A 21,278-nucleotide genomic window follows, 5' to 3' on the forward strand; every position below is an offset into this window, starting at 1 on the left:
AAGGGCCGGCAGAAAACCAAGAACCCGGCCTGAAGCCGGGTTCTTGGTTTTCGGAAGGAAAGATGCGCCTACGATAAAAGGCTTACTAAGTTCCTTATATGGCTGCCGCCGGGGCGTGGTGGGTCGGCACGGCTACATCCAACCCCAGGCCCCGGGCCACGGCCATTCCCAGGCCGATATCGGCGCGGAACCAGTGGCAGAGCTGGCGCTGCAGGATTTCCTCGCGCTTCGGCCCGCTCACCCCGCTCATGGCTCCCACGATGTTGTCGATGGTGCTGCGCTGGGCCTCGGGCGTCATCAGGCGGAACAAGGCGCCGGGCTGGGAGTAATGGTCGTTTTCGCCCGGGGCGTTGCGGTCGTAGCGGGCGGCCAAGCCGTGCAGGGCCTCGGCCGGCTCGCCCACGGCCGGGTCTTCCCGCGGCCCGTCGAAGGAGTTCGGGAAGTAGTTTGGGCCGCTGCCGCCGTTGTCGCCCAGGGCCATCTGCCCGTCGCGCTGGTAGTTGCTGAAGCCGAAGGGGCAGCGGTTCACGGGCAGGTGCTCGTAGTTGGTGCCCAGGCGGTAGCGTTGCGCGTCGGGGTAGCCCAGCAGGCGGCCCTGCAGCATCTTGTCGGGCGAGTAACCAATGCCGTCGACCACATGGGCCGGGGCGAAGGCGGCCTGCTCCACGTGGGCGTGGTAGTTCACGGGGTTTTCGTTCAGCTCCAGCACGCCCAGCTCCCGCAACGGATAGTCGGCGTGGGGCCACACCTTCGTGAGGTCGAAGGGGTTGAGGTGGTAGGTGGCCGCGTCGGCCTCGGGCATAATCTGCACTTTCAGCGTCCAGCGCGGGAAATTGCCCTGCTCAATGGCCTCAAACAGGTCGCGCTGGGCGAAATCCGGGTCCAAACCCTTCATTTCGGTAGCTTCTTCGGCCGTGAAGTTCCGAATGCCCTGCTCCGTGATGAAGTGGAATTTGACGTAGAACCGCTCGTTGGCGGCGTTGATAAATGAGAAGGTATGCGAGCCGAACCCGTGCATGTGGCGGTAGCCGTAGGGCGTGCCGCGGTCCGACATCAGGATCAGCACCTGGTGCAGCGACTCGGGGTTCAGGCTCCAGAAGTCCCACATGGCCGTGGCCGACTTGCAGTTGGTCTGCGGGTCGCGCTTCTGGGTGTGGATGAAGTCGGGGAACTTCACCGGGTCCTTCACGAAGAACACCGGCGTGTTGTTGCCCACCAAATCCCAGTTCCCGTCTTCGGTGTAGAACTTCACCGCGAAGCCGCGCGGGTCGCGCTCTGTATCGGCCGAGCCTTTCTCGCCGCCCACGGTGCTGAAGCGCAGAAACACGCGCGTCTGCTTGCCAACGGCCGAAAACACCTTGGCGCGGGTAAACGCGGTCAGATCCTGCGTGATGGTGAAGGTGCCGTAGGCGCCCGAACCCTTGGCGTGCACCACGCGCTCCGGAATCCGCTCCCGGTTGAAGTGCGCCAGCTTTTCGTGCAGCAGGTAGTCCTGCAGCAGCACCGGCCCGCGCGGCCCGGCAGTTTGCGAGTTTTGGTTGTCCCAGATGGGGCGGCCAGCGGCAGTAGTCAGGCGGTTCGGGTTCTGATTTTCGGACATCGTAAGCAGCGGTTATTTCTGTGGTTGAGGTGCCGCAAAGTTGTTTATTAAAGGATTATCAAGAAAATTGATAGTTTTGATTCAGGTATTGATAATGATTATATGACTCTGCAGCAGCTGGAGTATCTCGTCGCCCTCGACACGCACCGGCAGTTCGTACTGGCGGCGGAGAAGTGCTTTGTCACCCAGCCCACGCTCAGCATGCAGGTGCAGAAGCTGGAAGGCGAACTGGGCGTACTGCTGTTTCACCGCACCAAAAGCGGCATCGAGCCCACGGCGGTGGGCGCCAAGGTGGTGCAGCATGCCCGCGAGGTGCTGCGCTCGGTGAAGCAGCTGCGCGAAACGGTGCAGCTGGAAAAAGGCGAGCTGGTGGGCGAGCTGCGCCTGGGCATCATCCCCACGCTGGCACCCTACCTGGTGCCGCTGTTTCTGCTGGAGCTGGTGCAGCAGCACCCGCAGCTGCGCGTGCAGGTGGAAGAGCTGCAAACCGAGCACATCGTGCAGCGCCTCAAAGCCAATCAGCTCGACGTGGGCCTGCTCGTCACCCCGCTCGACGACCGCGCCCTGCAGGAAATACCGCTGCTGGAAGAGCCGTTCCTCGTCTACGTGGCCGACGACCACCCGCTGCACGCGCAGGCCACCATCCGCCCCCAGGACCTGCAGGCCCACGACAACATGTGGCTGCTGCAGCAGGGCCACTGCTTCCGGCAGCAAACGCTCAACATCTGCACGCCCAGCGCCGCCAACGACGCCCGTCCCTTCACCTACGAAAGCGGCTCCATCGAAACGCTCAAGCAGCTGGTGCGCCAAAACCACGGCTACACGCTGGTGCCCGAGCTGTCGGTGCTCGGCGAGCTGGACCACAACCCGATGATCAAGCGCTTCGAGGCGCCCGAGCCAGTGCGCGAAATCAGCCTGGTGGTGCACCACAGCTTCGTGCGGCGCCCCCTGCTCACACTGCTGCGCGACACCATGCTGCGGCGCACGCCCGAGCGGCTGCACGCCCGCGGCGCCGGGCAGAAAATCCGTTGGAAGTAAGGCTGCGGTGGCGGCTCAGTGCCGCTCCAGGTGGCGCCGGTCCCAGTGGGCGAGGTTGGCGGCGGCTTCGTAGGTGCTCTGCAGAAAATCGAGCACCAGCCGGCGCGGGTCGGCGGCGGTGCGCACGGTTTCGTAGGGCAGCAGAAACTCGCCCAGCTGTTCGCTGAAGCTGGCCGCGTCGGGGCGCACCGGGGCCGTGCCAAAGCCGGCCGGCGTGGGGTAGGCGTAGCTGTAGAAGGCCGCGTCCTGCCCGTTGCCGCCGGGCCACCAGCCCGCGCTGCTCACCTCGGCCGAGTAGGCTTCGCGCGTCACCCAGTCGGCCAGGTTGGGCACACCGCCGGGGTGCGGGGGCGCCGGCCGCCCCGAAAAGCGCGTGACGGCCAGATCGAACGAGCCCCAGAAGAAATGCACCGGGCTGGCCTTGCCGGTGAAGTGCCCGCGAAACTCGCCCAGCAGCTGATCGGCGCGCAGCAGAATCTGCCAGAAGCGCTGCACGGCATCGGCGTCGTAGCTGTGGTGGTGCCGGTCCTGCGCAAACGGGGTAGCATCCTCCACTTCCACCGGCACCGGCCAGATGGCCGCCGCCACATCTGCCGCGCGCAGCAGGCTGCGGTATTCGTGGTAGAAATCGGCCACGGAGCGCGGGGCCAGGGCCATGCGGCGCACCTCCCCGTCGCTGGTATAGAGCTGCAGCTCGTGGTGGTGAAAATCGAACACGACTTCGCAGGCGCCGCCGGCGTAGGGCATCGAGCCGGTGGAGAGGCCCCGGGGCGTCACGTACAGCGGCACCTGCCACCAGTGGTTGAGCATGGGACTCAGGGCCAGCCGCGTTTTGCCCACTATCTGCGTCCACATGTGCAGCGTTTGGCGGGTGGCGGTCCAGGAATCGGCCGGTAGAGCAGGCCAGGGCGAAGGGGCGGGGGAAGTGGACATCGGCGGGTGGGCAACAGGTGAGGCTAATGATAATCAGAATTATATAATCAGGCTTCCTGCAGACTCGGATGACTGAAGCACGAGGCCGAAAAACGGCCTCCCGTCATTCAGCTGGGCATTCGGCAATGAGTTGGGGGATGATTCGTAAGCGACATGCTCAGGATGACAGCCGACCAACCCATAACCGGCATTCCACCTAGCGGTAATGCTCCCCCGTCGCCATGCCACTCCGTCGCCACTTTCCCGTAAGCAATTCGATGTTGCCGTCTGTCCCCTCGCTTATGTCCGCTGCCCCCGCGCCCGTCACCCTCGTTTTTCTGCACTACTGGGCCGGTTCCGGCCGCGAGTGGTCGGCCGTCGTCGAGGCGCTCGAACCCGGCTACCGCTGCCTCACGCCCGACCTCGGCGGCTTCGGCGACGCGCCGGCCCCGGCCGGGGGCTATTCCGTGGAGGCCTATGCCAGCGAGGTAGAAGCCCTCGTCAGCCGCCAGCAGCTCACCGACTACGTGCTCGTGGGCCACAGCATGGGCGGCAAAATCGCGCTGGACGTGGCCGCCCGGCAGCCGCCCGGCCTGCGCGGCCTGGCCCTGCTCACGCCCTCGCCGCCCACGCCCGAGCCCATGCGCGAGGAAGAACGGCAGGCCAGCCTGCGCAGCTACGGCGACCCGGCCGCCGCCGAAGCCACCTTCGAGCACATCACGACCCGCCCGCTGCCCGATGCCCTGCGCCAGCAGGTCATTGCCGACAACCTGCGCACCAGCCAAGCCGCCTGGGACGCCTGGCTGCTGCAGGGCAGCAAGGAAGACATCTGCGCCCTGATGCCCCGGGTGCAGGTGCCCGTGTTTCTGATTGCCGGCACCGCCGACGCCGTGCTGCCCCCGCAGGTACACCAGCGCGAGCTGCTGCCCTGTCTGGCCGAAACCACCACCTTCCACCTGATCGAAGGGGCGGGGCACCTGCTGCCGCTCGAAGCGCCCGGTGAAGTGGCTAGCGCCCTGCGGCAGTTCATGGGCGAGCTGCAAATCAGCGTGCCAGGCTGAAAAGTGTGTGGCTAATGCACTTAGTTGTGTGGCTAATTGTTTTAGTTTTATGCCGACAGCGCCCAGCCCGGCGCGTTCCTTCCTACTTCCAACCCTTGCAGCTATGTGCGGCCGTTACACCATCATCACCCCCGATTCGGGCCTGGCCAAGCGCTTCGATGCCAAGCCGGCGGCGCCCAGTAAAGCCAACTACAACGCCGCGCCCTCGCAGCGTATGCCCATCATTACCAACCTGGCCCCGCATGACATTCAGGCGGTACAGTGGGGACTGATTCCGGGCTGGGTGAAGGACGTGAAGCAGGCGCCCAAACCCATCAACGCCCGCGCCGAAACGCTGCCCGAAAAGCCCTCGTTTCGGCAGCTGCTGCAGCGTCGCCGCTGCCTGGTGCTGGCCGACAGCTTCTACGAGTGGCAACAGACGGGCCGCGGCAAGATTCCGCACCGCATCCTGCGCCAGGACGAAGCACCCTTCGCCTTCGCCGGCCTCTGGGACGAGTGGACCGACCGCGACACCGGCGAAGTGGTGCCTACCTTTACCATCGTCACCACCGAGCCCAACGCCCTGATGGCCCAGCTGCACAACCGCATGCCCGTCATCCTGCCCGACCGCGCCGCCGAGCTGGCCTGGCTCGATGACCGCACAACGGCCGCCGAGCACCAGGCGCTGCTGCGCCCGCTGCCCGACGGCCTGCTGAAGGAGTACGCGGTAACCACCCTGGTCAACTCGCCGGCCCACAACGACCCGGCGGTGCTGCAGCCCGCCGCGGCCTAGCGTGGGTAGTTAGCGGCCCAAGCCGAACAGGCCGTGGCGCTTGCGGCGCAGGTTGCCACGGTTCTTCTTCCGCTTTTTGCGCTTGAACTTGTACCCGCCGCCGAACGCGTCGTGGTCGGCCGTGGTGAGTGAGGTGGTTTCGGCCACGGGCGCGCCGGCGAAGGCGGCCTCGAAGGGGGCGCTGGCCAGCACGGCAAGCAGCAGGGAGAAGCAAAGCGTTTTCATAGCGGTGGAGCAAGAAGAAGTGGAGAAATCCTAGAATCGTTTGACGATGCAATGCTACGCTGCCCAGGCCGCTGCCCAAAAAAAAATGGCCTCACATGAAGATGTGAAGCCGTCGGTTGGCGCAGCTCAGAGCTACGCCGAGGAAACGAGAACGGGTGGCGCTATCAGCTGAATGATAGTATTTTACACCAAATCAGGCCAAGGTTTTACCACCCCAAATATGCGAGGCTAGCGCCGCCGCCGACCGGCCCGGCGCTTCTTGCGCTTTTTGCGTTTGGCCACGCTGCTGGCATGACTCGCGTCATCCGCTTTCAGAATGGCAGTAGTCGGAGCCACTGGGGCCATGGGCTCGGCGTAACTCTCGTCGGGCACGGCCGCGCCGCCCAAGATCAGTGCGGCCAGGGCATAGTAAAGCTGCTTACGCATAGGGGTAAGTGGTTGTGTTGGTGGAAAAGGAACGTGCGAGTTGAGAAGCAATAATAATACTTTTGTACTGTATTATGCAATAAATAATATGATTTGTTATAATTATTGGGGCTCAGCAAAACGCAGCCCGCCTCAAAGGGAAACGGACTGCGTCGGCTGATAGGGTCCGGAAGCGGCTATTTGCCGGCCGGTTTGGCATCCTTGGCGGGCTCTTTGTCGTCGTCGCCGTCGGTGAAGTCCTCAATGGCGTCCTGAATCTGGTCGGAGTACTTGGTCAGCACCAGCACGGCGCCGGCGGCCAGCACGGCAATGCCGAGCACCAACTGGGTGGGCGTGAGGCGCTGGCTGGCCTTGCGCAGCAGGGCGCCGCCGTGGCGGAGCAGGTCTTCGACGTGCTCGTTGTCGCCCTTAATCACGTGGTAGGCGCTTTCGAAGGTGCGCGCAATGTCCTCCGGGAGAATGTCTTCCAGCTGTTTTTGGATCTGGGTGTCCATGACGGAACGGATGAGGTAGTTAGGGGGTCGGAACAAACGCCCGGCGGCGGGGGCCGGCGGGCGTGTTTGGGCATTACGCAAAACTCCCCGCCAGGGCTACGCCCGAGCGGGGAGTTTTTCAAGTTTTGATGGTAACGGTTGAGGCCGGCCCGAAAAAGGCGGCTTGCCGAGCATTTATTCCACCACCACCAGCCGGGTGCTCAGGCGCGAGCCTTCCTGCACGTGGCAGTAGTAAGTGCCCGCCGCCAGCGCTGTGGCGTCGAGCGGCAGCTGCTGCGGGCCGCGGGGCAGGGCGCGGTCCACCAAGCGGCTGACTTCGCGGCCGGTGCCGTCGAAGAGCAGCACCTGCACGTGGCCGCCGTCGGTGTCGAAGGTGATGGTGGCCCGCTCGCGCACGGGGTTGGGGTACACGCTGAAGTTGGGCACGTTCACGTCGGCGGCGGCGGTGGTGCCGGTGGCCACGCCGGCGCGCAGCACCGGCACGTAGGGGAAGGCGCGGCCGAACAGGGTGCTGAGTGTGGCGGCGGGCACCGCGAACCAGTCCTGCAGAATGGAGGCGTACACCGAGCGGAAGTCGTATTGCATCGGCACGTTGTCGTTGACGCCGGCGTTGGTCGGCACCTGCACGTTCTGGCCGTGGATGCGCGGGTTGACGCTGGTGCCGAACACCAGCAGCGGGGCCGCCGCGCCGTGGTCGGTGCCCTTGCCGGAGTTGGCCTTGATGCGCCGCCCGAACTCCGAAAACGTCATGCCCACCACCCGGTCCTGCACGCCGAGGCGGCGCAAATCGTCCTGGAAGGCTTCGACGGCCTGCGACACCTTGCCCAGCAGCGTGGCGTGGGTGCCGGTGGCGGTGCTGCCGGTGGCCGGCACCTGCAGGGCATGGGTGTCGAAGCCGCCGAGGTTGACGCAGTAGATGCGCGTCTGCAGCCCGCCGGCAATCAGCTGGGCCACGATTTTGAGCTGATCAGCCAGGGCATTCTGCCCGGCGGTGGGCCACATCGGTGAGAGGTTGGTGGCCGCCCGGGCCGCCCGCTGAATGGCCGAGGTGTACACCTGCGTCTGCTGCACCACCTGCCGGATAAACGTCAGCTCGTGGCCCGCCGGGGTGTTCGGGGCGGTATCGACGGTGCCGGTGAGCAGCTGGTAGAACGAGCTGGTGCTGGCAATGGCCATGCCCATGTTCACGGTAGGGCCCTGCACGCAGTTGCTTACCACCGAGCCCACGGTAATGGCCAGCGGGTCGGGGTTTTGGGTGCTGGGGTAGCCGGTGGGGAAGCCGGGGTACTCGCCGTCGAGGTAGCGGCCGGTCCAGCCGGTGTTCCAGGTCACGTTGGAGTCGGAGGCCGAGGTCCAGATGTCGGTGGCGCGGAAGTGGGAGAAGTTGGGGTTGGGGTAGCCCACGCTCTGCACTACGCCAATTTTGCCGTTGTCGTAGAGGCTCTTGATACCCGTCATGGCCGGGTGAATGCCGGTGAGCGTGGTCAGCGGCAGCACCTGGGCCTGCGGAATGGCAATGTCGGGCCGGGCCGTCATCAGCCCGCTGTACTGATCCAGCGGAATGACCATGTTCAGCCCGTCGTTGCCGCCGTTGAGCTGCACCAGCACCAGCACGCGGTCGGTCTGAATAGCGGTGTTGACCAAAGCCGCCAGCACGGCATTTTCCTGGCCGTAAGCCGCCACCGAGAAGCCGTTCAGCAGCACCGGCAGCACCGCCCCGGCCGCCGCGGTCTGGATAAATTCTCTGCGTTTCATCAGAAGATGGTGAAATGGTGAGATGGTGATTGGTGAGTTTGATGCTCTGGAGGCCAGCACTGCGCAGCTTGCGCAAGCAGAACGGCACTCACCAGTTCAGCATCTCACCATTTCACCACTTAGCTGAGTTGGTATTCGGCTTGGCTGAGCATGACCTTGAGCAGGGCGCGGAGCTTGGTGGCCACGGCGTTTTTCTTGGCCGTGTTGGTGGGCGCGGCCAGGTACTGGTTCCACTCGTCGGTCCACTCGAAGTCGGGCAGGCCGGGCAGCAGCGTGTCGTTGAGGTAGGCCAGCTGCGTGGTGGTCAGCGCGAAGGGCATCAGCACGTCGACGAAGGCCTGGATGAGCAGGTTCGGGTCCTGGGCGGTGGCGGCGGGCAGGCTCTGCACCCAGGCCACCGGGTCGACGATGAGCAGGAAGCCCGAGCGGGTGACGCCGGTGCTGGTGAGCAGCGCGTCGGATACCTGGGTGCGGCGCGGTAGGGTCACGGCGTTGATCCACAGCTCGTTGAATTGCGGGGTCTGCCAGTAGGCGGCCCAGCCGGCCACGTTGGGCGGGTCGCCCAGGTACTGCTGCTGCAGGTTGGTCAGCCCGTTGAAATAGTCCCACACCGAGTACTGCTGGGCTACGTTGGCGGAAGTCGGCTGGGCTACTTCCAGCTGGCGCAGCAGGCCCAGGCTGAAGTCGAGCGGGCTCTTGATGTAGCAGCCCACGTTCACCGCGTCGAAGAAGTGCTCGGAGGCCAGCAAGGTGCGCAGCACCGGCCCGATGTTGAAGCCATTTTGCTGCAGCTGGGTGGCCAAGGGCTGGATAATGTTCTGCTCGGTCGTCGCGTCGATGACGTAGTACACAAACCAGCGGTAGAGCTTGCGCACGAGGTAGCGGGCGGTTTCGGCCTGCCCGAAAATCATGTCCACCAGCGTTTTGTATTCCTGGTCGCCGCCGTTCGGAATGGCCTGGTTCTGAAACGCGCCGCTGAACTGCTTGACGGTGGTATCGTGGCGGGAGGCGGTGTAGTAGCCGGCAATGGTGGTGGCGTTGTCGCGCCAGCCGGTGAGGGCCTTGGCGGCAGCCTGCACGTCGGCCTCGGTGTAGTTGGTGTAGTTGCCGGCGCCGATGAGCGGGCCCTTGCCCACCGTAAACAGCTCCAGCAGCTCGCGGCCGTAGTTTTCGTTGGGCGCGGTGGCGGTGCTCTGGTTGCCGTTGAGGTAGCGCAGCATGGCCGGGGCCACGGTCACGTCCTTGCACAGCTGCTTCACGTTGCCCAGGGCCTGCCCGCGCAGCAGCTCGGCGTAGTGGTAGCCGTAGCGCGCGTCGTTGATATCGGCCAGCTCGACGACGAAGTGGTTGTGCCAGAACAGCCACATCTTGGCCTGCAGGGTGTTGTCGGCCAGCAGCTGGCCCAGCCACCACGCCCGCAGCGAAGAGCGCCGCACGCCCTCGAAGTTCTGGTCGAAAACTTGCGACACCCAGGTCTGCCCGATAGGCACGCTCGTGTCGGTAGCCGACACGTTGACCGGCGGCGCGGGCGCCGCGGGAGCGGTCAGTAGGCTGGTCAGCACCTGCGAGAGGGTGGAGCTGGTCGCCGCCGTAATCTGCGCCCGGGTGGGGCCGAACAGGCAGCGCCGTAGCAGGTGAGCCGCCTGCGCCTTGCCCCAGGTGCCGGTGTAGGCCGTGAGGCCCGCGTTGGTGCGCGGTAGCACCGGCAGCGTCTTGTTGGCGTAGGGGCTGACGGTTTCGCCGGGCGGATCGGTTTGCTGCGCCGGGGCGGCCAGGACTGCCGCCGGGGCCGTCAGTGCCGAAGCCGGTTTGCGGAGAAAAGCTCTACGGTCCATAGGCAGGGGTTTTGGTCGAAAAAAGCCTTATAACCAGCGCGTGCTTGGCTTAGTGGTCGGTTGTAAGCTCTAAGATGCGTAGGAATAATGAAAGTTTAATGATGGGTATACTTCAATTTTAATTTTATTTTAAGCTAATGCGGCAGGCAGTAAAACCCCACAAAAGCAAACGCCCAGCCCTCGTTGCCGACAGCAGGTCGTGAAGGCTAACTACGGTTAAATCTTTACTGACTCGAAAATGCAGGCTTGCGCTTTGCACTGAAGGCCAGCACGCATTCACCGCCGACTCAACCGGCACCCACCGAAAACGACACGGCCCGAAACTGTACAAAGACGGTTTCGGGCGGGAGGGCATTGTACGTGTAGCCCGTTGGCCAGGCCCGATCAGCGACGCCTTCCTGCGGCTGCTTCGGCTACACCTCGCACTGACTGCCAGCTACACCGCCCGCCGGTGCTACCCCAGCAGCACCTCGGCCAGCAGCAAATCCTCCGGCGTGGTGATTTTCAGGTTGCGGTAGTCGCCCGGCACCAGCTGAATCGGGTGCAGGTCTTCCACCACGCTGGCGTCGTCGGTGAAGGTGGGCAGCTCGGGCAGCTGGTAGGCGCGGCGCAGCAGCTCCAGCTCGAAGCACTGCGGCGTCTGCACCAAGCGCAGGCGCGAGCGGTCCAGGGCGTAGGAACCCGTAGCCGAAAGGCCGCGCACCGAATCCTTGGGGGCCACGGCGGCCACGGCGGCCCCGTGCCGGGCGGCGGCCACGTAGGTATTTTCGATAACGCTGGTGGGGGTGAGGGGCCGCACGCCGTCGTGCACGGCCACCACGCCGGCGCCGTAATCCTTGAGTTGGGCCAACCCCTGCCGTACCGAAGCCCAGCGCGTGGCGCCGCCCGTGGCCACCGTGAGGGCCAGCTCGGGCGCGTAGCGGGCGTGCAGCTCCTGCCACACGCTCAGCTGCTCGGCGGGCAGCACCAGCACGATGCGCGCCACTCCCAGGCTTGGCTCGGCGAAGCGCCGCAGCGTGTGCACCAGCACCGGCTCACCGCGCAGCTCCAGAAACTGCTTGGGCCGGTCGGCGCCCATGCGCGTGCCGCTGCCCCCGGCCACGATGATGGCCAGGCGGGTATCGGGAGAGGAAGTAACGGGAGCGGGAGTGGATGGCACGGGCAGAGAAGACAGGATCGGCAAACGAAGCCGGCGCAAAAGTAAGCGGCCAACGGCCACCGATCCGCCCGCAACTTCGGCGCCGGGACTGCGTCTTAACGGGTTTAGGCCTTTCACCTTACGCTCGTCGCCATGAAACCAGCCGCTGACTACGCCTCCCGTTCATCAAGCCCCGCCTCTGCTGCCGGAGCATCCGCTACCCACCTGCGCCACCAGGCCATCGGCGCCCAGGCTACGGGCGCTTCGGCTATCGGGGCGCAGGCCACCGGCGCCGGCGCCCGCGGCGCGTTGGCCGTCGGCGCGGCGGCCATTGGCGCCTTGGCCGTCGGGGCGCTGGCGGTGGGCGTGGTGGCCATTCGGCGGCTGAGCGTGGCCCAGGCCCGGCTGCAGAAGCTGGAAGTCGGGGAGCTGACCATCCGGCGGCTGCAGGTCGACGAGCTGGTCGTCCGCAAAATCCTGGATGCCCCCGGCGCAGCCGCCGAGCGTAATCCGGCCGAATAGCCCGTCAAACGCGCACAAAAAAGCCCGACCGCGGTTGGCAGTCGGGCTTTTTGCTGGATGCTAAGGCTACCGGGACCTGTTACGGGTCACCTCTCACCTCATCACCCGGTTACAGAATCAGCATGGCGTCGCCGTAGCTGAAGAACTTGTACTTCTCCTTGATAGCCAGCTTGTACGCTTCGATGAGCAGGTCGTAGCCGGCGAAGGCCGAGGCCAGCATCATCAGCGTGCTTTCCGGCATGTGGAAGTTCGTGAGCAGCGCGTTGGCAATCTTGAACTCGTAGGGCGGGAAGATGAATTTATCCGTCCAGCCTTCCGTGGGCTTCAGGCGGGCGTTGGCCGACACCGACGACTCCATGGCGCGCATGGACGTAGTGCCCACCGCGCACACGCGCTTTTTCTGGTCGAGGGCCCGGTTCACCACCGCCGCCGAATCGGCCGGCACGATGAAGTTTTCCGAATCCATCTTGTGCTTGGTCAGGTCCTCCACGTCGACGGGGCGGAACGTGCCCAGGCCCACGTGCATGGTCACCGGCACCATTTCCACGCCCTTGATTTCCAGGCGCTTGATGACTTCGCGGGTGAAGTGCAGGCCGGCCGAAGGCGCGGCCACGGCGCCCGTGTGCTTGGCGTAGATGGTCTGGTAGCGCTCCTTGTCAGCCGTTTCCGGCTCGCGGGTAATGACCTCCTTGGGCAGGGGCGTTTCGCCCAGGTCGTGCAGGGCTTTGTAGAAGTCCTCCTCCGGGCCGTCGAACAGGAACTTGATGGTCCGGCCGCGCGAGGTGGTGTTGTCAATGACCTCGGCCACCATTACGCCGTCGTCGTCGAAGTACAGCTTGTTGCCGACGCGGATTTTGCGCGCCGGGTCCACCAGCACGTCCCAGAGGTGGAGTTCCTTGTTCAGCTCGCGCAGCAGGAACACTTCAATCTTGGCGCCGGTTTTTTCTTTGTTGCCGTAGAGGCGGGCGGGAAATACCTTCGTGTCATTTACCACAAATACGTCGCCGTCGTCGAAGTATTCAATGATATCTTTGAAGGTGCGGTGCTCGATGCGGCCACTGTCGCGGTGCAACACCATTAGGCGCGATTCGTCGCGCTGCTTGGCAGGATGCTGCGCTACCAGGGACTCGGGCAGTTCAAACTTAAACTCAGAAAGCTTCATGGCCAGCGTTGGGGACAGGCAACAATGCGGGGAGAATACGCATTTTTTTCGAGTTGCAAAAGTACGGAACCCGCCCGGATATATCGTTACCTTCCGCCCGAAAAAGGTGAAATGGTGAGATAGTGAAATAGTGAGTGCTGTTCCGAATGCCTGAACGTCGAACCCACCAATTCACCACCTCTCCATCTCCCCACCTCCCCATCTCACCGCTATGAAAACCCTGCGCCTCACCTTTGAAAGCTTCCGGTTTGCCTGGCAGGCCCTGCAGGCTGATTTGCTGCGCACCATTCTTTCGTTGCTGGGCGTCACCATCGGCATCTTCGCCATCATTGCCGTCTTCACCGTGGTCGACTCGCTGGAGGCCAGCATCCGGCAGAGCATGAGCTTCGTGGGCGACAAGGTGATTTACGTGGCCAAGTGGCCCTGGGCCTTCGGCGGCGACTACCCCTGGTGGAAGTACTTCAACCGGCCCAGCCCCACCATGCGCGACTTCCGCCAGCTGCAACGCCTGCTCACGCCGGAAAACCAGCGCGGCATTGCCCTGTTTGCGGCCCGGGGCGGCAATACGCTCAAGGCCGGCTCCAACAGTATGGAAAGCATTGCCCTGCAGGGCGTCACCTTCGAGTACCGGCTGGTGTCGGACGTGCCGATTCAGGAAGGCCGCTATTTTACCCCGCAGGAGGTGGAAGCGGCCCGCAACGTGGCCGTGGTGGGCTACGACATTGCCCACAACCTCTACCCCGTGGGCTCGGCGGTTGGCCGCGAGTTCCAGACGCACGGGCGGCGCTTCGTCATCATCGGGGTGATGGAGCGCGAGGGCAAAAAGCTCATCGACACGCCCAGCAACGACACCAACTGCCTAGTGCCCCTGGGCGCTTTCACCAAGATTTATGCCCTGAGCACCGGCGGCATGGGCGGGGCCCAGGGCACCATCGGCATCAAGGGGGCCGACAGTGACCCGGGCCTGCTCAACCTGGAGGCCGAGGTGCAGGGCGCCATGCGCACCATCCGCGGCCTGAAGCCCCGCGAGGAGGACGACTTCGCCCTGAACCGCCCCGAAATGCTGGCCGACGCCATTACCAAGCTGTTCAGCGTCATCGGAGTGGCCGGGGCGCTGATTGGGGGGCTGGCCACGCTGGTGGGCGGCTTCGGCATTGCCAACATCATGTTCGTGTCGGTGAAGGAGCGCACCAGCCTCATCGGGATTCAGAAGTCGCTCGGGGCCAAGAACTACTTCATTCTCTCGCAGTTTCTCTTCGAAGCCGTGTTTCTGTGCCTGCTCGGCGGGGCGGCCGGGCTGCTGCTGGTGTGGCTGGTCACGCTGATACCCCAGGATTCCTTCCGCATTTTCATGACGCTGAACCGCATCATCCTGGGCCTGGGGCTGTCGGTGCTAATCGGCATCATCTCGGGCATTGTGCCCGCCGTGGTAGCTGCTATGATGGACCCCGTGGACGCCATCCGGGCGAAGTAAAGCCAGTTGAAAAAAGAGGTCATGTCGAGCGCAGTCGAGACATCTCGCGGGCTGACGCTTGATAGTAGCGTTCTGTTCAACGAGCAGATTACTATCCAGCGAGATGTCTCGACTGCGCTCGACATGACGTTCGAGGAACATTCGGCAGCATAACAAATTCGCCATACTTGCTAGTTGGATGTTAACAAATTGTTAACTTGGGCGCCCATACTTTTGGTCGTTCCGCCGCCAAGGCGTTGAACGGCCTTTCTTTTGCCCCCTCATACATTCCCATTTCTCACTTCCCGGCCCGCCGTGCCTGAACCTGTGCGGTAGCATCAGCCCTTGACGACGAAGGCGGCCCGGCCCATTACCATCAGCGCGGCTATGACCAAACTGAAGAAAACCAGCAAAACCAAGCTTCAAGAAGAAGCCCACAACGTCGGCAGCGGCAAGACCATCGTGCAGCCCGACGTCAACGACAACAAGATTACCACCATCAGCGACCTGCGCGAGCAGGCCCACGGCGAGCGGACCACCCAGCTCGACGACGAGCACCGCATCCGCAAGGCTTTCGTCGACAAGGACTGGAACGAGATTAAGATTGCCGACTCCTGGCAGATCTTCAAGGTCATGGCCGAGTTCGTGGAGGGCTTCGAGAAGATGGCCAAGATCGGGCCTTGCGTATCGGTGTTCGGCTCGGCCCGCACCAAGCCCGACAACCCCTACTACCAGCTGGCCGAGGAAATTGCGGCCAAGCTGGTGCGCCACGGCTACGGTGTTATCACCGGCGGCGGCCCCGGCATCATGGAAGCCGGCAACAAGGGTGCCCGCTCGGAAGGCGGTAAGTCGGTGGGCCTCAACATCGAGCTGCCCTTCGAGCAGACCCACAACATCTACATCGACCCGGACAAAGTCATCAACTTCGATTACTTCTTCGTGCGCAAGGTGATGTTCGTGAAGTACTCGCAGGGCTTCATCGGCATGCCCGGCGGCTTCGGCACCCTCGACGAGCTGTTCGAAGCCATTACCCTGATTCAGACCCGCAAAATCGGCCGCTTCCCCATCGTGCTGGTGGGCTCGGCCTACTGGAACGGCCTGTTCAAGTGGATCGAGGAGGTGATGCTGCACGAGGAGCACAACATCTCGGCCGAGGACATGCAGCTGGTGCAAATCGTGGACGACGCGGCCTCAGCCGTGAAAATCATCGACGACTTCTACCAGAAGTACCTGCTCTCGCCGAACTTCTAACCGACTTCAGCGCAGCTGCGCAAAGCCTCCGGCCCGGCCGGGGGCTTTTTTTATTTTACCACTGTTGATCTGTAGTTTGGTTATATGATATTAATTCAGTTATATGAAGTCGTGTTATTGTGCCCAAACGAATGTTGGCCGTTTTCCCTCACCCACCCTCTCTTATGAATCCTACCAAACACGTCTACATCATTCCGCGCTGGGGCGGCAACTCCAGCAGCGACTGGTACCCCTGGCTGAAGCAGCAGCTGGAACAGGCCGCGGCCGAGGATGGCTGCCGCTACGAAGTGCACCCGCTGGACATGCCCGCCTGGGACGTGCCCGTTATCAGCCAAGCCGTGGAGCACCTGGCTAAGCTGCTGCCGCCCGCCAAACTAGCCGAGCAGGAGGTGTACCTGGTGGGCCACAGCGTGGGCTGCCTGGCTATTCTGCACTACCTGGCCGAAATCAACAAGCAAGACCCCAGCGCCCGGGTGGGCGGGGTGCTGTGCGTGGCCGGCTGGTTTATGGTGGATAGCCCCTGGCAGGATATCCTGCACTGGATGAACGCGCCCATCGACTACGAGCAGGCCCGCCAGGCGATTCCCGAAGACAAGCTGATGGTGCTGCTCTCGGACGATGACCCGTATACTTCGGCGTACCAGCAAAACGAAAAGCTGTGGCTGGAGCGCCTGCAGGCCCGCGTGAGCATTCTGCACGGTCGGCAGCACTTCAGCGCCCAGCTGGACCTCGACGTACGCGACGCCGTGCGCGACCTGGCCGGTGCCTTCGACCATACTGAAACGCTGCGCCGGTAGCCTGCCAAAACTGCCCGTTAACGGGCCTGAGCACTGCTTTTGAAGGCAACTCTGATATAGGCGCTTTAGCGCTTAAACATGCGTGATTAGCGCGGTGAATCTTGTTGTTCCCGAAGAGAAGCTCCGGCGTTTACCGGGGCTTCTCTTTTTGGGAAAATAAGGCCATTTTGGGAAGGTGTAAGTAAATCAGGTTCCGACGTTTATACTTAGCCAATAATCAGTGGGCCGACAGAGCAGATACCGGGCCCGGCACGCAAATTATCTGGCATGGTTCCTACCAAACACGTCTACATCATTCCGCGCTGGGGCGGCAACTCGGGCAGCGACTGGTACCCCTGGCTGAAGCAGCAGCTCGAAGCTTCTTCCGCCGAAGACCAGTGCCACTACGAAGTGAAGCCGCTGGACATGCCCGCCTGGCAGATTCCGACCGTCAGTAATGCTGCCGATTACCTGGCGGCAATGCTGCCGGCGGAGCGGCTGCGCCAGGAGGAAACCTACCTGGTGGGGCACAGCGTGGGCTGCCTGGCTATTCTGCACCACTTAGCCGAAATCAACAAGAAGGACCCGGAGCTGCAAGTGGGTGGGGTGCTGTGCGTGGCCGGCTGGTTTCTCATCGACAACCCCTGGCAGGATATCCTGAACTGGATGAACGCCCCGGTGGACTACGACCGGGCCCGGCGCGCCATTCCGGCCGATAAGCTGGTGGTCATGCTTTCCGACGACGACCCCTACACCACGGGTTACCAGCAGAATGAAAAACTGTGGCTGGAGCGCCTGCAGGCCCGCGTCAATATCCTGCCGGGGCGGCAGCACTTCAGCAACGCCCTCGACCCGGACGTGTGCGACGCCATCCGCGACATGACCGGGGCTTTTCTGCCGCCCTGGCTGGCCCGCGCGTAGCCCCGCCGACCCGGAATCCGTAGCTTGGGGCGGGGCCGGAACGTCAAGGCCCCGTCACGCTACGTTTCTACCGATTGGAGCCCGAATACGACTACCTATTGGCCGGCGGCGGCGCGGCGGGCCTGAGCATGGCCTACTATATCAGCCAGGAGCCGCGCCTGCAAGGCAAGCGCGTGCTGCTGCTGGAGCCCGCCGCCAAAGACCAGAACGACCGGACCTGGTCGTTCTGGACGGACCAGCCCACGCCCTACGACGCCGTGCTGGCGGCCGAGTGGCGGCAGCTGGCATTTCGCAGCCCGCGGTTTTCGGCCGTGCTGCCGCTGCGGCGCTACCGCTACTGCACCCTGCGGGGCATCGACTTTTACCGCTTCGTGCAGGCGGCGCTGGCGGCCCGGCCGGCGCAGTTTACGCGCGTGCCGGCCCACGTCGAGGAGCTGACGAACACGCCCGGCGGCGTGCGGGCCCGCACCTCGGCCGGCGAGTTTACGGCCCGTTACGTCTTCGATAGCCGCCCGCCCCAACCCGTGCCGCGGCCCGACCGGCGCTACCTCTGGCAGCACTTTCTGGGCTGGGAAGTGGAAACGGATTTCGACGCGTTCGATGCCACGACGCCGGTGTTTATGGACTTCACCGTCGAGCAGCAGCGGGAGTGCCGCTTCGTGTACGTGCTGCCCTTCGGCCCGCGCCGGGCGCTGGTGGAGTACACGCTGTTTTCGGGGCAGCTGCTGCCACCGGCCGAATACGAGGCCGCATTACGGCAATATTTGGCCACGATGCTGGCCAGCCGGCCGTACCGCGTGGTGGAAACGGAAACCGGCGCCATTCCGATGACCGACCACCCGTTTCCGGCCCGCGACGGGGCCAATATCGTGAACCTGGGCACCCGCGGCGGGCGCGTGAAGGCCAGCACCGGCTACGCCTTTCTGCGCATGCAGCAGCAAGCCGCCCGCCTCACCGAGGCCCTTGCCACCACCGGCACCCTGCCCGCCGACCTGACCGGGGACCAGTGGCAGTTCCGCTTTTTCGACAGCCTGCTGCTCGACATCATGCAGCGCCGGGGCGAGGGGACGCGCGACATTTTCGCCGAGCTGTTTCAGCGCAACCCGGTGGAGCGCATCCTGGATTTTCTAGACGAGCGCACCACCTGGCCCGAAAACCTGCGGGTGATGAACTCCGTGACGCCCTGGCCATTTCTGCGCTCCATCGGGCAGGTGCTGCTGGGCCGGCCAGGGAAGAGGGCGGAATGATCAATTATCAATGAGCAATGAAGAATGAGGAATTGGCGTAACCGGGCCGGCAGGCAGGCGTAGCCTCATTGCTCATTGCTCATTGCTCATTGCTCATTGCTCATTGCTCATTGCTCATTGCTCATCAGGCTCGCTTCGTTTTCCAGCCACGCGCGGGCGGCGTCGACGGTGGCGCGGCTGAGGGGCTGGAGCTGGGGCTCGGGGGCCGACATGTTCAGCAGGTAGCCGGGCATGGCGGGGAGCTGCTCCAGGTCGTGGGTGATGCAGAGGATGGTTTTGCGGTATTCCTGGCCCCAGCGGCGCAGCAGGCTGAACACGCGGCGGCGGTAGTACACGTCGAGCTGCTGGGTGGGCTCGTCGAGCAGCCAGAGGGCGGCGTCCTGCAGCCGGAGCTGGGCCAGCCACACGAGCTGCTGCTCGCCGCCGGAGAGCAGCGTGAAGTCGCGGTGGGCGAGGTGGACGGCGCCCACTTCCTGCAGGGCCGCATCGGCCTGGGCGTAGTCGGCCGGGGTGTAGCCGGCCAGCAGGCCGCGGTGCTGCCGAAAGCGGCCCATCACCACCAGCTCGCGCACTTCGATGGGGAAGCCCACCACATTGCGCTGCGGCAGGTGAGCCAGCAGGCCCTCCACGGCCGGGCGGCGCACCGTGCGCAGGTCGCGGCCCGCTATTTCAACGGTGCCCTGGTAAGGCAGCTGGCCCGTCAGCACCCGGAACAGGGTGGTTTTGCCGGCGCCGTTGTGGCCCACAATGGCGACAAAGGCGCCCTGGGGTACCGACAAAAAAAGGTTGCGGAGCAGAACGCGTCGTTCGTACCCCGCAACCAGATTGTCCGCGCGCAGCGCGAGAGGAGAGTTGGCAGTTGTCAGTTGCGAGTTGTCAGTTGATAGACTCATCAGGCAGGCGGCTTGGGGCCGGTAAAGATCCTGACAACTGACAACTACTAACTGGCTCCTAATACTCGTCCTCGTTGAACATGAAGTCCTCCTTGGTCGGGTAGTCCGGCCACACTTCCTCGATGCTTTCGTAGGGCTGGCCGTCGTCTTCGAGGGCTTGCAGGTTTTCCACGACTTCCATCGGGGCGCCCGAGCGGATCGAGTAGTCAATCAGCTCGTCTTTGGTGGCCGGCCAGGGAGCATCTTCCAGGTACGAGGCAAGTTCAAGGGTCCAGTACATAGTCAGGGTGTGCGTAAAAAAGGGGGGAAGTTGAGAAAGGGTATCGGGCGCGGCGCCCGCAAAAATCCGGCCGAGGGGTGGCCGGCCGACAAGGCGTCAGGAAAGGGCCGCGTATTGGGCTGACAACGCAAACGCGGCCGAAATGTTGGCTACTGCTGGTAGCGCAGGCGGAGGAATTCGATGAGGTCGTTTTTGGTGCGGATTTTCCGTTCGAACGCCCGGATTTTGCTCTGCAGCATGCTGCGGAACGCCTCGTTGCCGGGCGTATCGGTGAGCTTGCCCAGGTTTTCCTCCAGCACGGCCTGCTCCTGCCGGTCGTACTTGATGAAGTCCTTGAGCGCGGCCACGCGCTGCGCGTACTGCTCGTCGGCCGGGGGCTTGGGGCCTTCCTGGGGCTGACGCTTCCGAATATAGTGCTCCAGCGAGCTTAGTTCAAACACCCGGTCGCAGGCCGAAAGGAAGGCTTCCCACACGCGGTCCGACTCGGGGCCGCGCACGGGGCCGACCTTTTTCCAGGCCGTTTGCAGCTCCTTGGCGCGGGCCACGGCCTCGTGCATGGGACGCTCCACCAGGGCTTCGGCTTCCTTCACCAGGTCGCGCTTGCGGGTGAGGTTGTCGTCCATGTAGTGGTCCTTGGCCTCGCTGCGCTTGGAGCTGATGTGTTCCTTCAGGCGGTCGAAGAAGCGGTTGTGGGCGGCGCGGAAGCGCGTCCACAGGTCATTAGCCGTCTTGCGGGGCAAGGAGCCGCCCACGTCCTTCCACTGCTGCTGCAGCTCCTTGAGCTGGGCCGTGACGCCTTCCCAGTCGTCGGAGTTCTGCAGGGCTTCGGATTTGTGGATGAGCGACTTGTACTTCTCAAACGCCCGGTTGGTCATGGCCTTTTTATCGGCCTGGAATGCTTTCTTACGGGTGTAGAAGTCTTCGACGGCGGCCTGGAAACGGTTTTCCATGTCGTCGGTCAGCTCCTTGGCCACCGGGCCGGTCTTGATCCAGGCCTGGCGCAGGTCCTTGAGCACCTCGGCGCCGGCCTGCCAGTCGACGCTGGTATGCAGGGCCTCGGCTTCCTCGATGATTTTGGCCTTGGTGGCGAGGTTTTTTTCGCGGTTGCGCGAGACGAGGGTGCGAATCTGCTCCTCGGCCTCGGTGAGGCGCTCGTGCAGGGCGGTGAAGTCGCCGAGGCCGTCGTAGGCGCCGATCTGCTCCTTCAGGTGCAGGGCCTTCATCAGGAACGAGCCCTTGTTCTCGGATTCGTCGATGCGCGCCAGCAGGCCGTCGACCTTGGTGCGGAAGCTCTCGAACCGCTGCGCGAAGTACATCAGCGCGGCGTCCTCGGTGTCTTTTACCTGCCCGACCTGGCGGGCGGGGAATTCCATGAAGGGCTTGAGCCAGACTTGGTCGCCTTCGATGTAGCCAAACTGACGGGCCTGGGTGAGCAGCTGGGTTTGCTGTTCCATACGGATACTAACCTACTGAATAGGTGCGGGGTGGTGGGTGGCGGAAAACGTCAAACGCACAAG

21 protein-coding genes are annotated in these 21,278 nt (G+C 63.8%); 9 read left to right on the forward strand and 12 right to left on the reverse strand.

All coding sequences use genetic code 11. The annotated features are described in order from the left end of the window. Positions 1-94: 94 nt before the first annotated feature. Positions 95-1,600: a catalase gene (locus FDY95_RS07570; protein ID WP_138076317.1), complete on the reverse strand. Its 1,506-nt coding sequence runs from the start codon at positions 1,598-1,600 to the stop codon at positions 95-97. A gap of 102 nt (positions 1,601-1,702) precedes the next feature. On the opposite strand from FDY95_RS07570, the gene FDY95_RS07575 reads away from it, so the two are divergent. Then, positions 1,703-2,638 (forward strand): hydrogen peroxide-inducible genes activator, encoded by a 936-nt coding sequence (locus tag FDY95_RS07575; protein WP_138076319.1) that lies wholly within the window; start codon positions 1,703-1,705, stop codon positions 2,636-2,638. 15 nt (positions 2,639-2,653) lie between these two features. On the opposite strand, the gene FDY95_RS07580 is transcribed toward FDY95_RS07575, so the two are convergent. Continuing rightward, positions 2,654-3,571 carry a DUF5996 family protein gene (locus FDY95_RS07580; RefSeq protein WP_138076320.1) on the reverse strand — a complete coding sequence of 306 codons (918 nt, stop codon included), beginning with the start codon at positions 3,569-3,571 and terminating at the stop codon, positions 2,654-2,656. Between the two features lie 281 nt (positions 3,572-3,852). Here FDY95_RS07580 and FDY95_RS07585 point away from each other — a divergent pair, with 281 nt between their 5' ends. Then, positions 3,853-4,611 carry an alpha/beta fold hydrolase gene (locus FDY95_RS07585; RefSeq protein ID WP_246073958.1) on the forward strand — a complete coding sequence of 253 codons (759 nt, stop codon included), beginning with the start codon at positions 3,853-3,855 and terminating at the stop codon, positions 4,609-4,611. A gap of 103 nt (positions 4,612-4,714) precedes the next feature. Then, a complete protein-coding gene (locus FDY95_RS07590) occupies positions 4,715-5,383 on the forward strand; it encodes an SOS response-associated peptidase (RefSeq protein WP_138076323.1) in 669 nt (222 codons plus the stop codon). A 9-nt stretch (positions 5,384-5,392) separates the two neighbouring features. On the opposite strand, the gene FDY95_RS07595 is transcribed toward FDY95_RS07590, so the two are convergent. The 6 genes from FDY95_RS07595 to FDY95_RS07620 form a co-directional block, all read right to left on the reverse strand. Beyond that, complete coding sequence (locus tag FDY95_RS07595) at positions 5,393-5,608, reverse strand: hypothetical protein (RefSeq protein WP_138076325.1); 216 nt, start codon at positions 5,606-5,608, stop codon at positions 5,393-5,395. A 228-nt stretch (positions 5,609-5,836) separates the two neighbouring features. Beyond that, a complete protein-coding gene (locus tag FDY95_RS07600; protein ID WP_138076326.1) occupies positions 5,837-6,034 on the reverse strand; it encodes a hypothetical protein in 198 nt (65 codons plus the stop codon). 176 nt (positions 6,035-6,210) lie between these two features. Beyond that, positions 6,211-6,528, reverse strand: a complete 318-nt coding sequence (locus FDY95_RS07605) for a hypothetical protein (RefSeq protein ID WP_138076327.1) — start codon at positions 6,526-6,528, stop codon at positions 6,211-6,213. A gap of 174 nt (positions 6,529-6,702) precedes the next feature. Then, the gene (locus FDY95_RS07610) at positions 6,703-8,283 is read right to left on the reverse strand and encodes a DUF1501 domain-containing protein (protein ID WP_212744871.1); all 1,581 of its coding nucleotides are present in this window, start codon (positions 8,281-8,283) and stop codon (positions 6,703-6,705) included. Between the two features lie 119 nt (positions 8,284-8,402). Next, positions 8,403-10,118: a DUF1800 domain-containing protein gene (locus FDY95_RS07615; RefSeq protein ID WP_138076329.1), complete on the reverse strand. Its 1,716-nt coding sequence runs from the start codon at positions 10,116-10,118 to the stop codon at positions 8,403-8,405. Positions 10,119-10,572: 454 nt separating this feature from the next. Continuing rightward, positions 10,573-11,277: a 2-C-methyl-D-erythritol 4-phosphate cytidylyltransferase gene (locus tag FDY95_RS07620; RefSeq protein WP_246073959.1), complete on the reverse strand. Its 705-nt coding sequence runs from the start codon at positions 11,275-11,277 to the stop codon at positions 10,573-10,575. 132 nt (positions 11,278-11,409) lie between these two features. On the opposite strand from FDY95_RS07620, the gene FDY95_RS26250 reads away from it, so the two are divergent. After that, positions 11,410-11,778 (forward strand): hypothetical protein, encoded by a 369-nt coding sequence (locus FDY95_RS26250; protein WP_171025580.1) that lies wholly within the window; start codon positions 11,410-11,412, stop codon positions 11,776-11,778. 109 nt (positions 11,779-11,887) lie between these two features. Here FDY95_RS26250 and queA read toward each other — a convergent pair whose 3' ends face one another. Then, entirely contained in the window at positions 11,888-12,940 is a 1,053-nt protein-coding gene (queA, locus tag FDY95_RS07630) for a tRNA preQ1(34) S-adenosylmethionine ribosyltransferase-isomerase QueA (RefSeq protein WP_138076332.1), read from the reverse strand. Positions 12,941-13,151: 211 nt separating this feature from the next. Here queA and FDY95_RS07635 point away from each other — a divergent pair, with 211 nt between their 5' ends. From FDY95_RS07635 to FDY95_RS07655, 5 genes are all read left to right on the forward strand, one after another. Continuing rightward, the gene (locus FDY95_RS07635; protein ID WP_138076334.1) at positions 13,152-14,414 is read left to right on the forward strand and encodes an ABC transporter permease; all 1,263 of its coding nucleotides are present in this window, start codon (positions 13,152-13,154) and stop codon (positions 14,412-14,414) included. A 366-nt stretch (positions 14,415-14,780) separates the two neighbouring features. Beyond that, entirely contained in the window at positions 14,781-15,644 is an 864-nt protein-coding gene (locus tag FDY95_RS07640; protein ID WP_111477575.1) for an LOG family protein, read from the forward strand. Between the two features lie 164 nt (positions 15,645-15,808). Then, complete coding sequence (locus FDY95_RS07645; RefSeq protein ID WP_171025581.1) at positions 15,809-16,441, forward strand: RBBP9/YdeN family alpha/beta hydrolase; 633 nt, start codon at positions 15,809-15,811, stop codon at positions 16,439-16,441. Positions 16,442-16,708: 267 nt separating this feature from the next. Further along, complete coding sequence (locus FDY95_RS07650; RefSeq protein WP_138076337.1) at positions 16,709-17,341, forward strand: RBBP9/YdeN family alpha/beta hydrolase; 633 nt, start codon at positions 16,709-16,711, stop codon at positions 17,339-17,341. A 74-nt stretch (positions 17,342-17,415) separates the two neighbouring features. After that, positions 17,416-18,588, forward strand: coding sequence for a lycopene cyclase family protein (locus FDY95_RS07655; RefSeq protein ID WP_138076339.1), 1,173 nt, complete (start codon positions 17,416-17,418; stop codon positions 18,586-18,588). Positions 18,589-18,695: 107 nt separating this feature from the next. Here FDY95_RS07655 and FDY95_RS07660 read toward each other — a convergent pair whose 3' ends face one another. The 3 genes from FDY95_RS07660 to FDY95_RS07670 form a co-directional block, all read right to left on the reverse strand. Next, positions 18,696-19,481 carry an ABC transporter ATP-binding protein gene (locus tag FDY95_RS07660; RefSeq protein WP_138076341.1) on the reverse strand — a complete coding sequence of 262 codons (786 nt, stop codon included), beginning with the start codon at positions 19,479-19,481 and terminating at the stop codon, positions 18,696-18,698. Positions 19,482-19,539: 58 nt separating this feature from the next. After that, positions 19,540-19,761 (reverse strand): DUF2795 domain-containing protein, encoded by a 222-nt coding sequence (locus FDY95_RS07665; protein WP_022821757.1) that lies wholly within the window; start codon positions 19,759-19,761, stop codon positions 19,540-19,542. A gap of 149 nt (positions 19,762-19,910) precedes the next feature. Continuing rightward, positions 19,911-21,215, reverse strand: a complete 1,305-nt coding sequence (locus tag FDY95_RS07670) for a DUF349 domain-containing protein (RefSeq protein WP_138076343.1) — start codon at positions 21,213-21,215, stop codon at positions 19,911-19,913. Positions 21,216-21,278 lie beyond the last annotated feature (63 nt).

The sequence above is a fragment of the Hymenobacter jeollabukensis genome (assembly GCF_005771675.1).
GTDB classification, from domain to species: domain Bacteria; phylum Bacteroidota; class Bacteroidia; order Cytophagales; family Hymenobacteraceae; genus Solirubrum; species Solirubrum jeollabukense.

What these genes read in the sequence shown, in the direction of transcription:
- FDY95_RS07570 (WP_138076317.1), bottom strand. Translation starts at nt 1,600, where the DNA reads ATGTCCGAAAATCAGAACCCGAACCGCCTGACTACTGCCGCTGGCCGC.
- FDY95_RS07575 (WP_138076319.1), top strand. Translation starts at nt 1,703, where the DNA reads ATGACTCTGCAGCAGCTGGAGTATCTCGTCGCCCTCGACACGCACCGG.
- FDY95_RS07580 (WP_138076320.1), bottom strand. Translation starts at nt 3,571, where the DNA reads ATGTCCACTTCCCCCGCCCCTTCGCCCTGGCCTGCTCTACCGGCCGAT.
- FDY95_RS07585 (WP_246073958.1), top strand. Translation starts at nt 3,853, where the DNA reads ATGTCCGCTGCCCCCGCGCCCGTCACCCTCGTTTTTCTGCACTACTGG.
- FDY95_RS07590 (WP_138076323.1), top strand. Translation starts at nt 4,715, where the DNA reads ATGTGCGGCCGTTACACCATCATCACCCCCGATTCGGGCCTGGCCAAG.
- FDY95_RS07595 (WP_138076325.1), bottom strand. Translation starts at nt 5,608, where the DNA reads ATGAAAACGCTTTGCTTCTCCCTGCTGCTTGCCGTGCTGGCCAGCGCC.
- FDY95_RS07600 (WP_138076326.1), bottom strand. Translation starts at nt 6,034, where the DNA reads ATGCGTAAGCAGCTTTACTATGCCCTGGCCGCACTGATCTTGGGCGGC.
- FDY95_RS07605 (WP_138076327.1), bottom strand. Translation starts at nt 6,528, where the DNA reads ATGGACACCCAGATCCAAAAACAGCTGGAAGACATTCTCCCGGAGGAC.
- FDY95_RS07610 (WP_212744871.1), bottom strand. Translation starts at nt 8,283, where the DNA reads ATGAAACGCAGAGAATTTATCCAGACCGCGGCGGCCGGGGCGGTGCTG.
- FDY95_RS07615 (WP_138076329.1), bottom strand. Translation starts at nt 10,118, where the DNA reads ATGGACCGTAGAGCTTTTCTCCGCAAACCGGCTTCGGCACTGACGGCC.
- FDY95_RS26250 (WP_171025580.1), top strand. Translation starts at nt 11,410, where the DNA reads ATGAAACCAGCCGCTGACTACGCCTCCCGTTCATCAAGCCCCGCCTCT.
- queA (WP_138076332.1), bottom strand. Translation starts at nt 12,940, where the DNA reads ATGAAGCTTTCTGAGTTTAAGTTTGAACTGCCCGAGTCCCTGGTAGCG.
- FDY95_RS07635 (WP_138076334.1), top strand. Translation starts at nt 13,152, where the DNA reads ATGAAAACCCTGCGCCTCACCTTTGAAAGCTTCCGGTTTGCCTGGCAG.
- FDY95_RS07640 (WP_111477575.1), top strand. Translation starts at nt 14,781, where the DNA reads ATGACCAAACTGAAGAAAACCAGCAAAACCAAGCTTCAAGAAGAAGCC.
- FDY95_RS07645 (WP_171025581.1), top strand. Translation starts at nt 15,809, where the DNA reads ATGAATCCTACCAAACACGTCTACATCATTCCGCGCTGGGGCGGCAAC.
- FDY95_RS07650 (WP_138076337.1), top strand. Translation starts at nt 16,709, where the DNA reads ATGGTTCCTACCAAACACGTCTACATCATTCCGCGCTGGGGCGGCAAC.
- FDY95_RS07660 (WP_138076341.1), bottom strand. Translation starts at nt 19,481, where the DNA reads ATGAGTCTATCAACTGACAACTCGCAACTGACAACTGCCAACTCTCCT.
- FDY95_RS07665 (WP_022821757.1), bottom strand. Translation starts at nt 19,761, where the DNA reads ATGTACTGGACCCTTGAACTTGCCTCGTACCTGGAAGATGCTCCCTGG.
- FDY95_RS07670 (WP_138076343.1), bottom strand. Translation starts at nt 21,215, where the DNA reads ATGGAACAGCAAACCCAGCTGCTCACCCAGGCCCGTCAGTTTGGCTAC.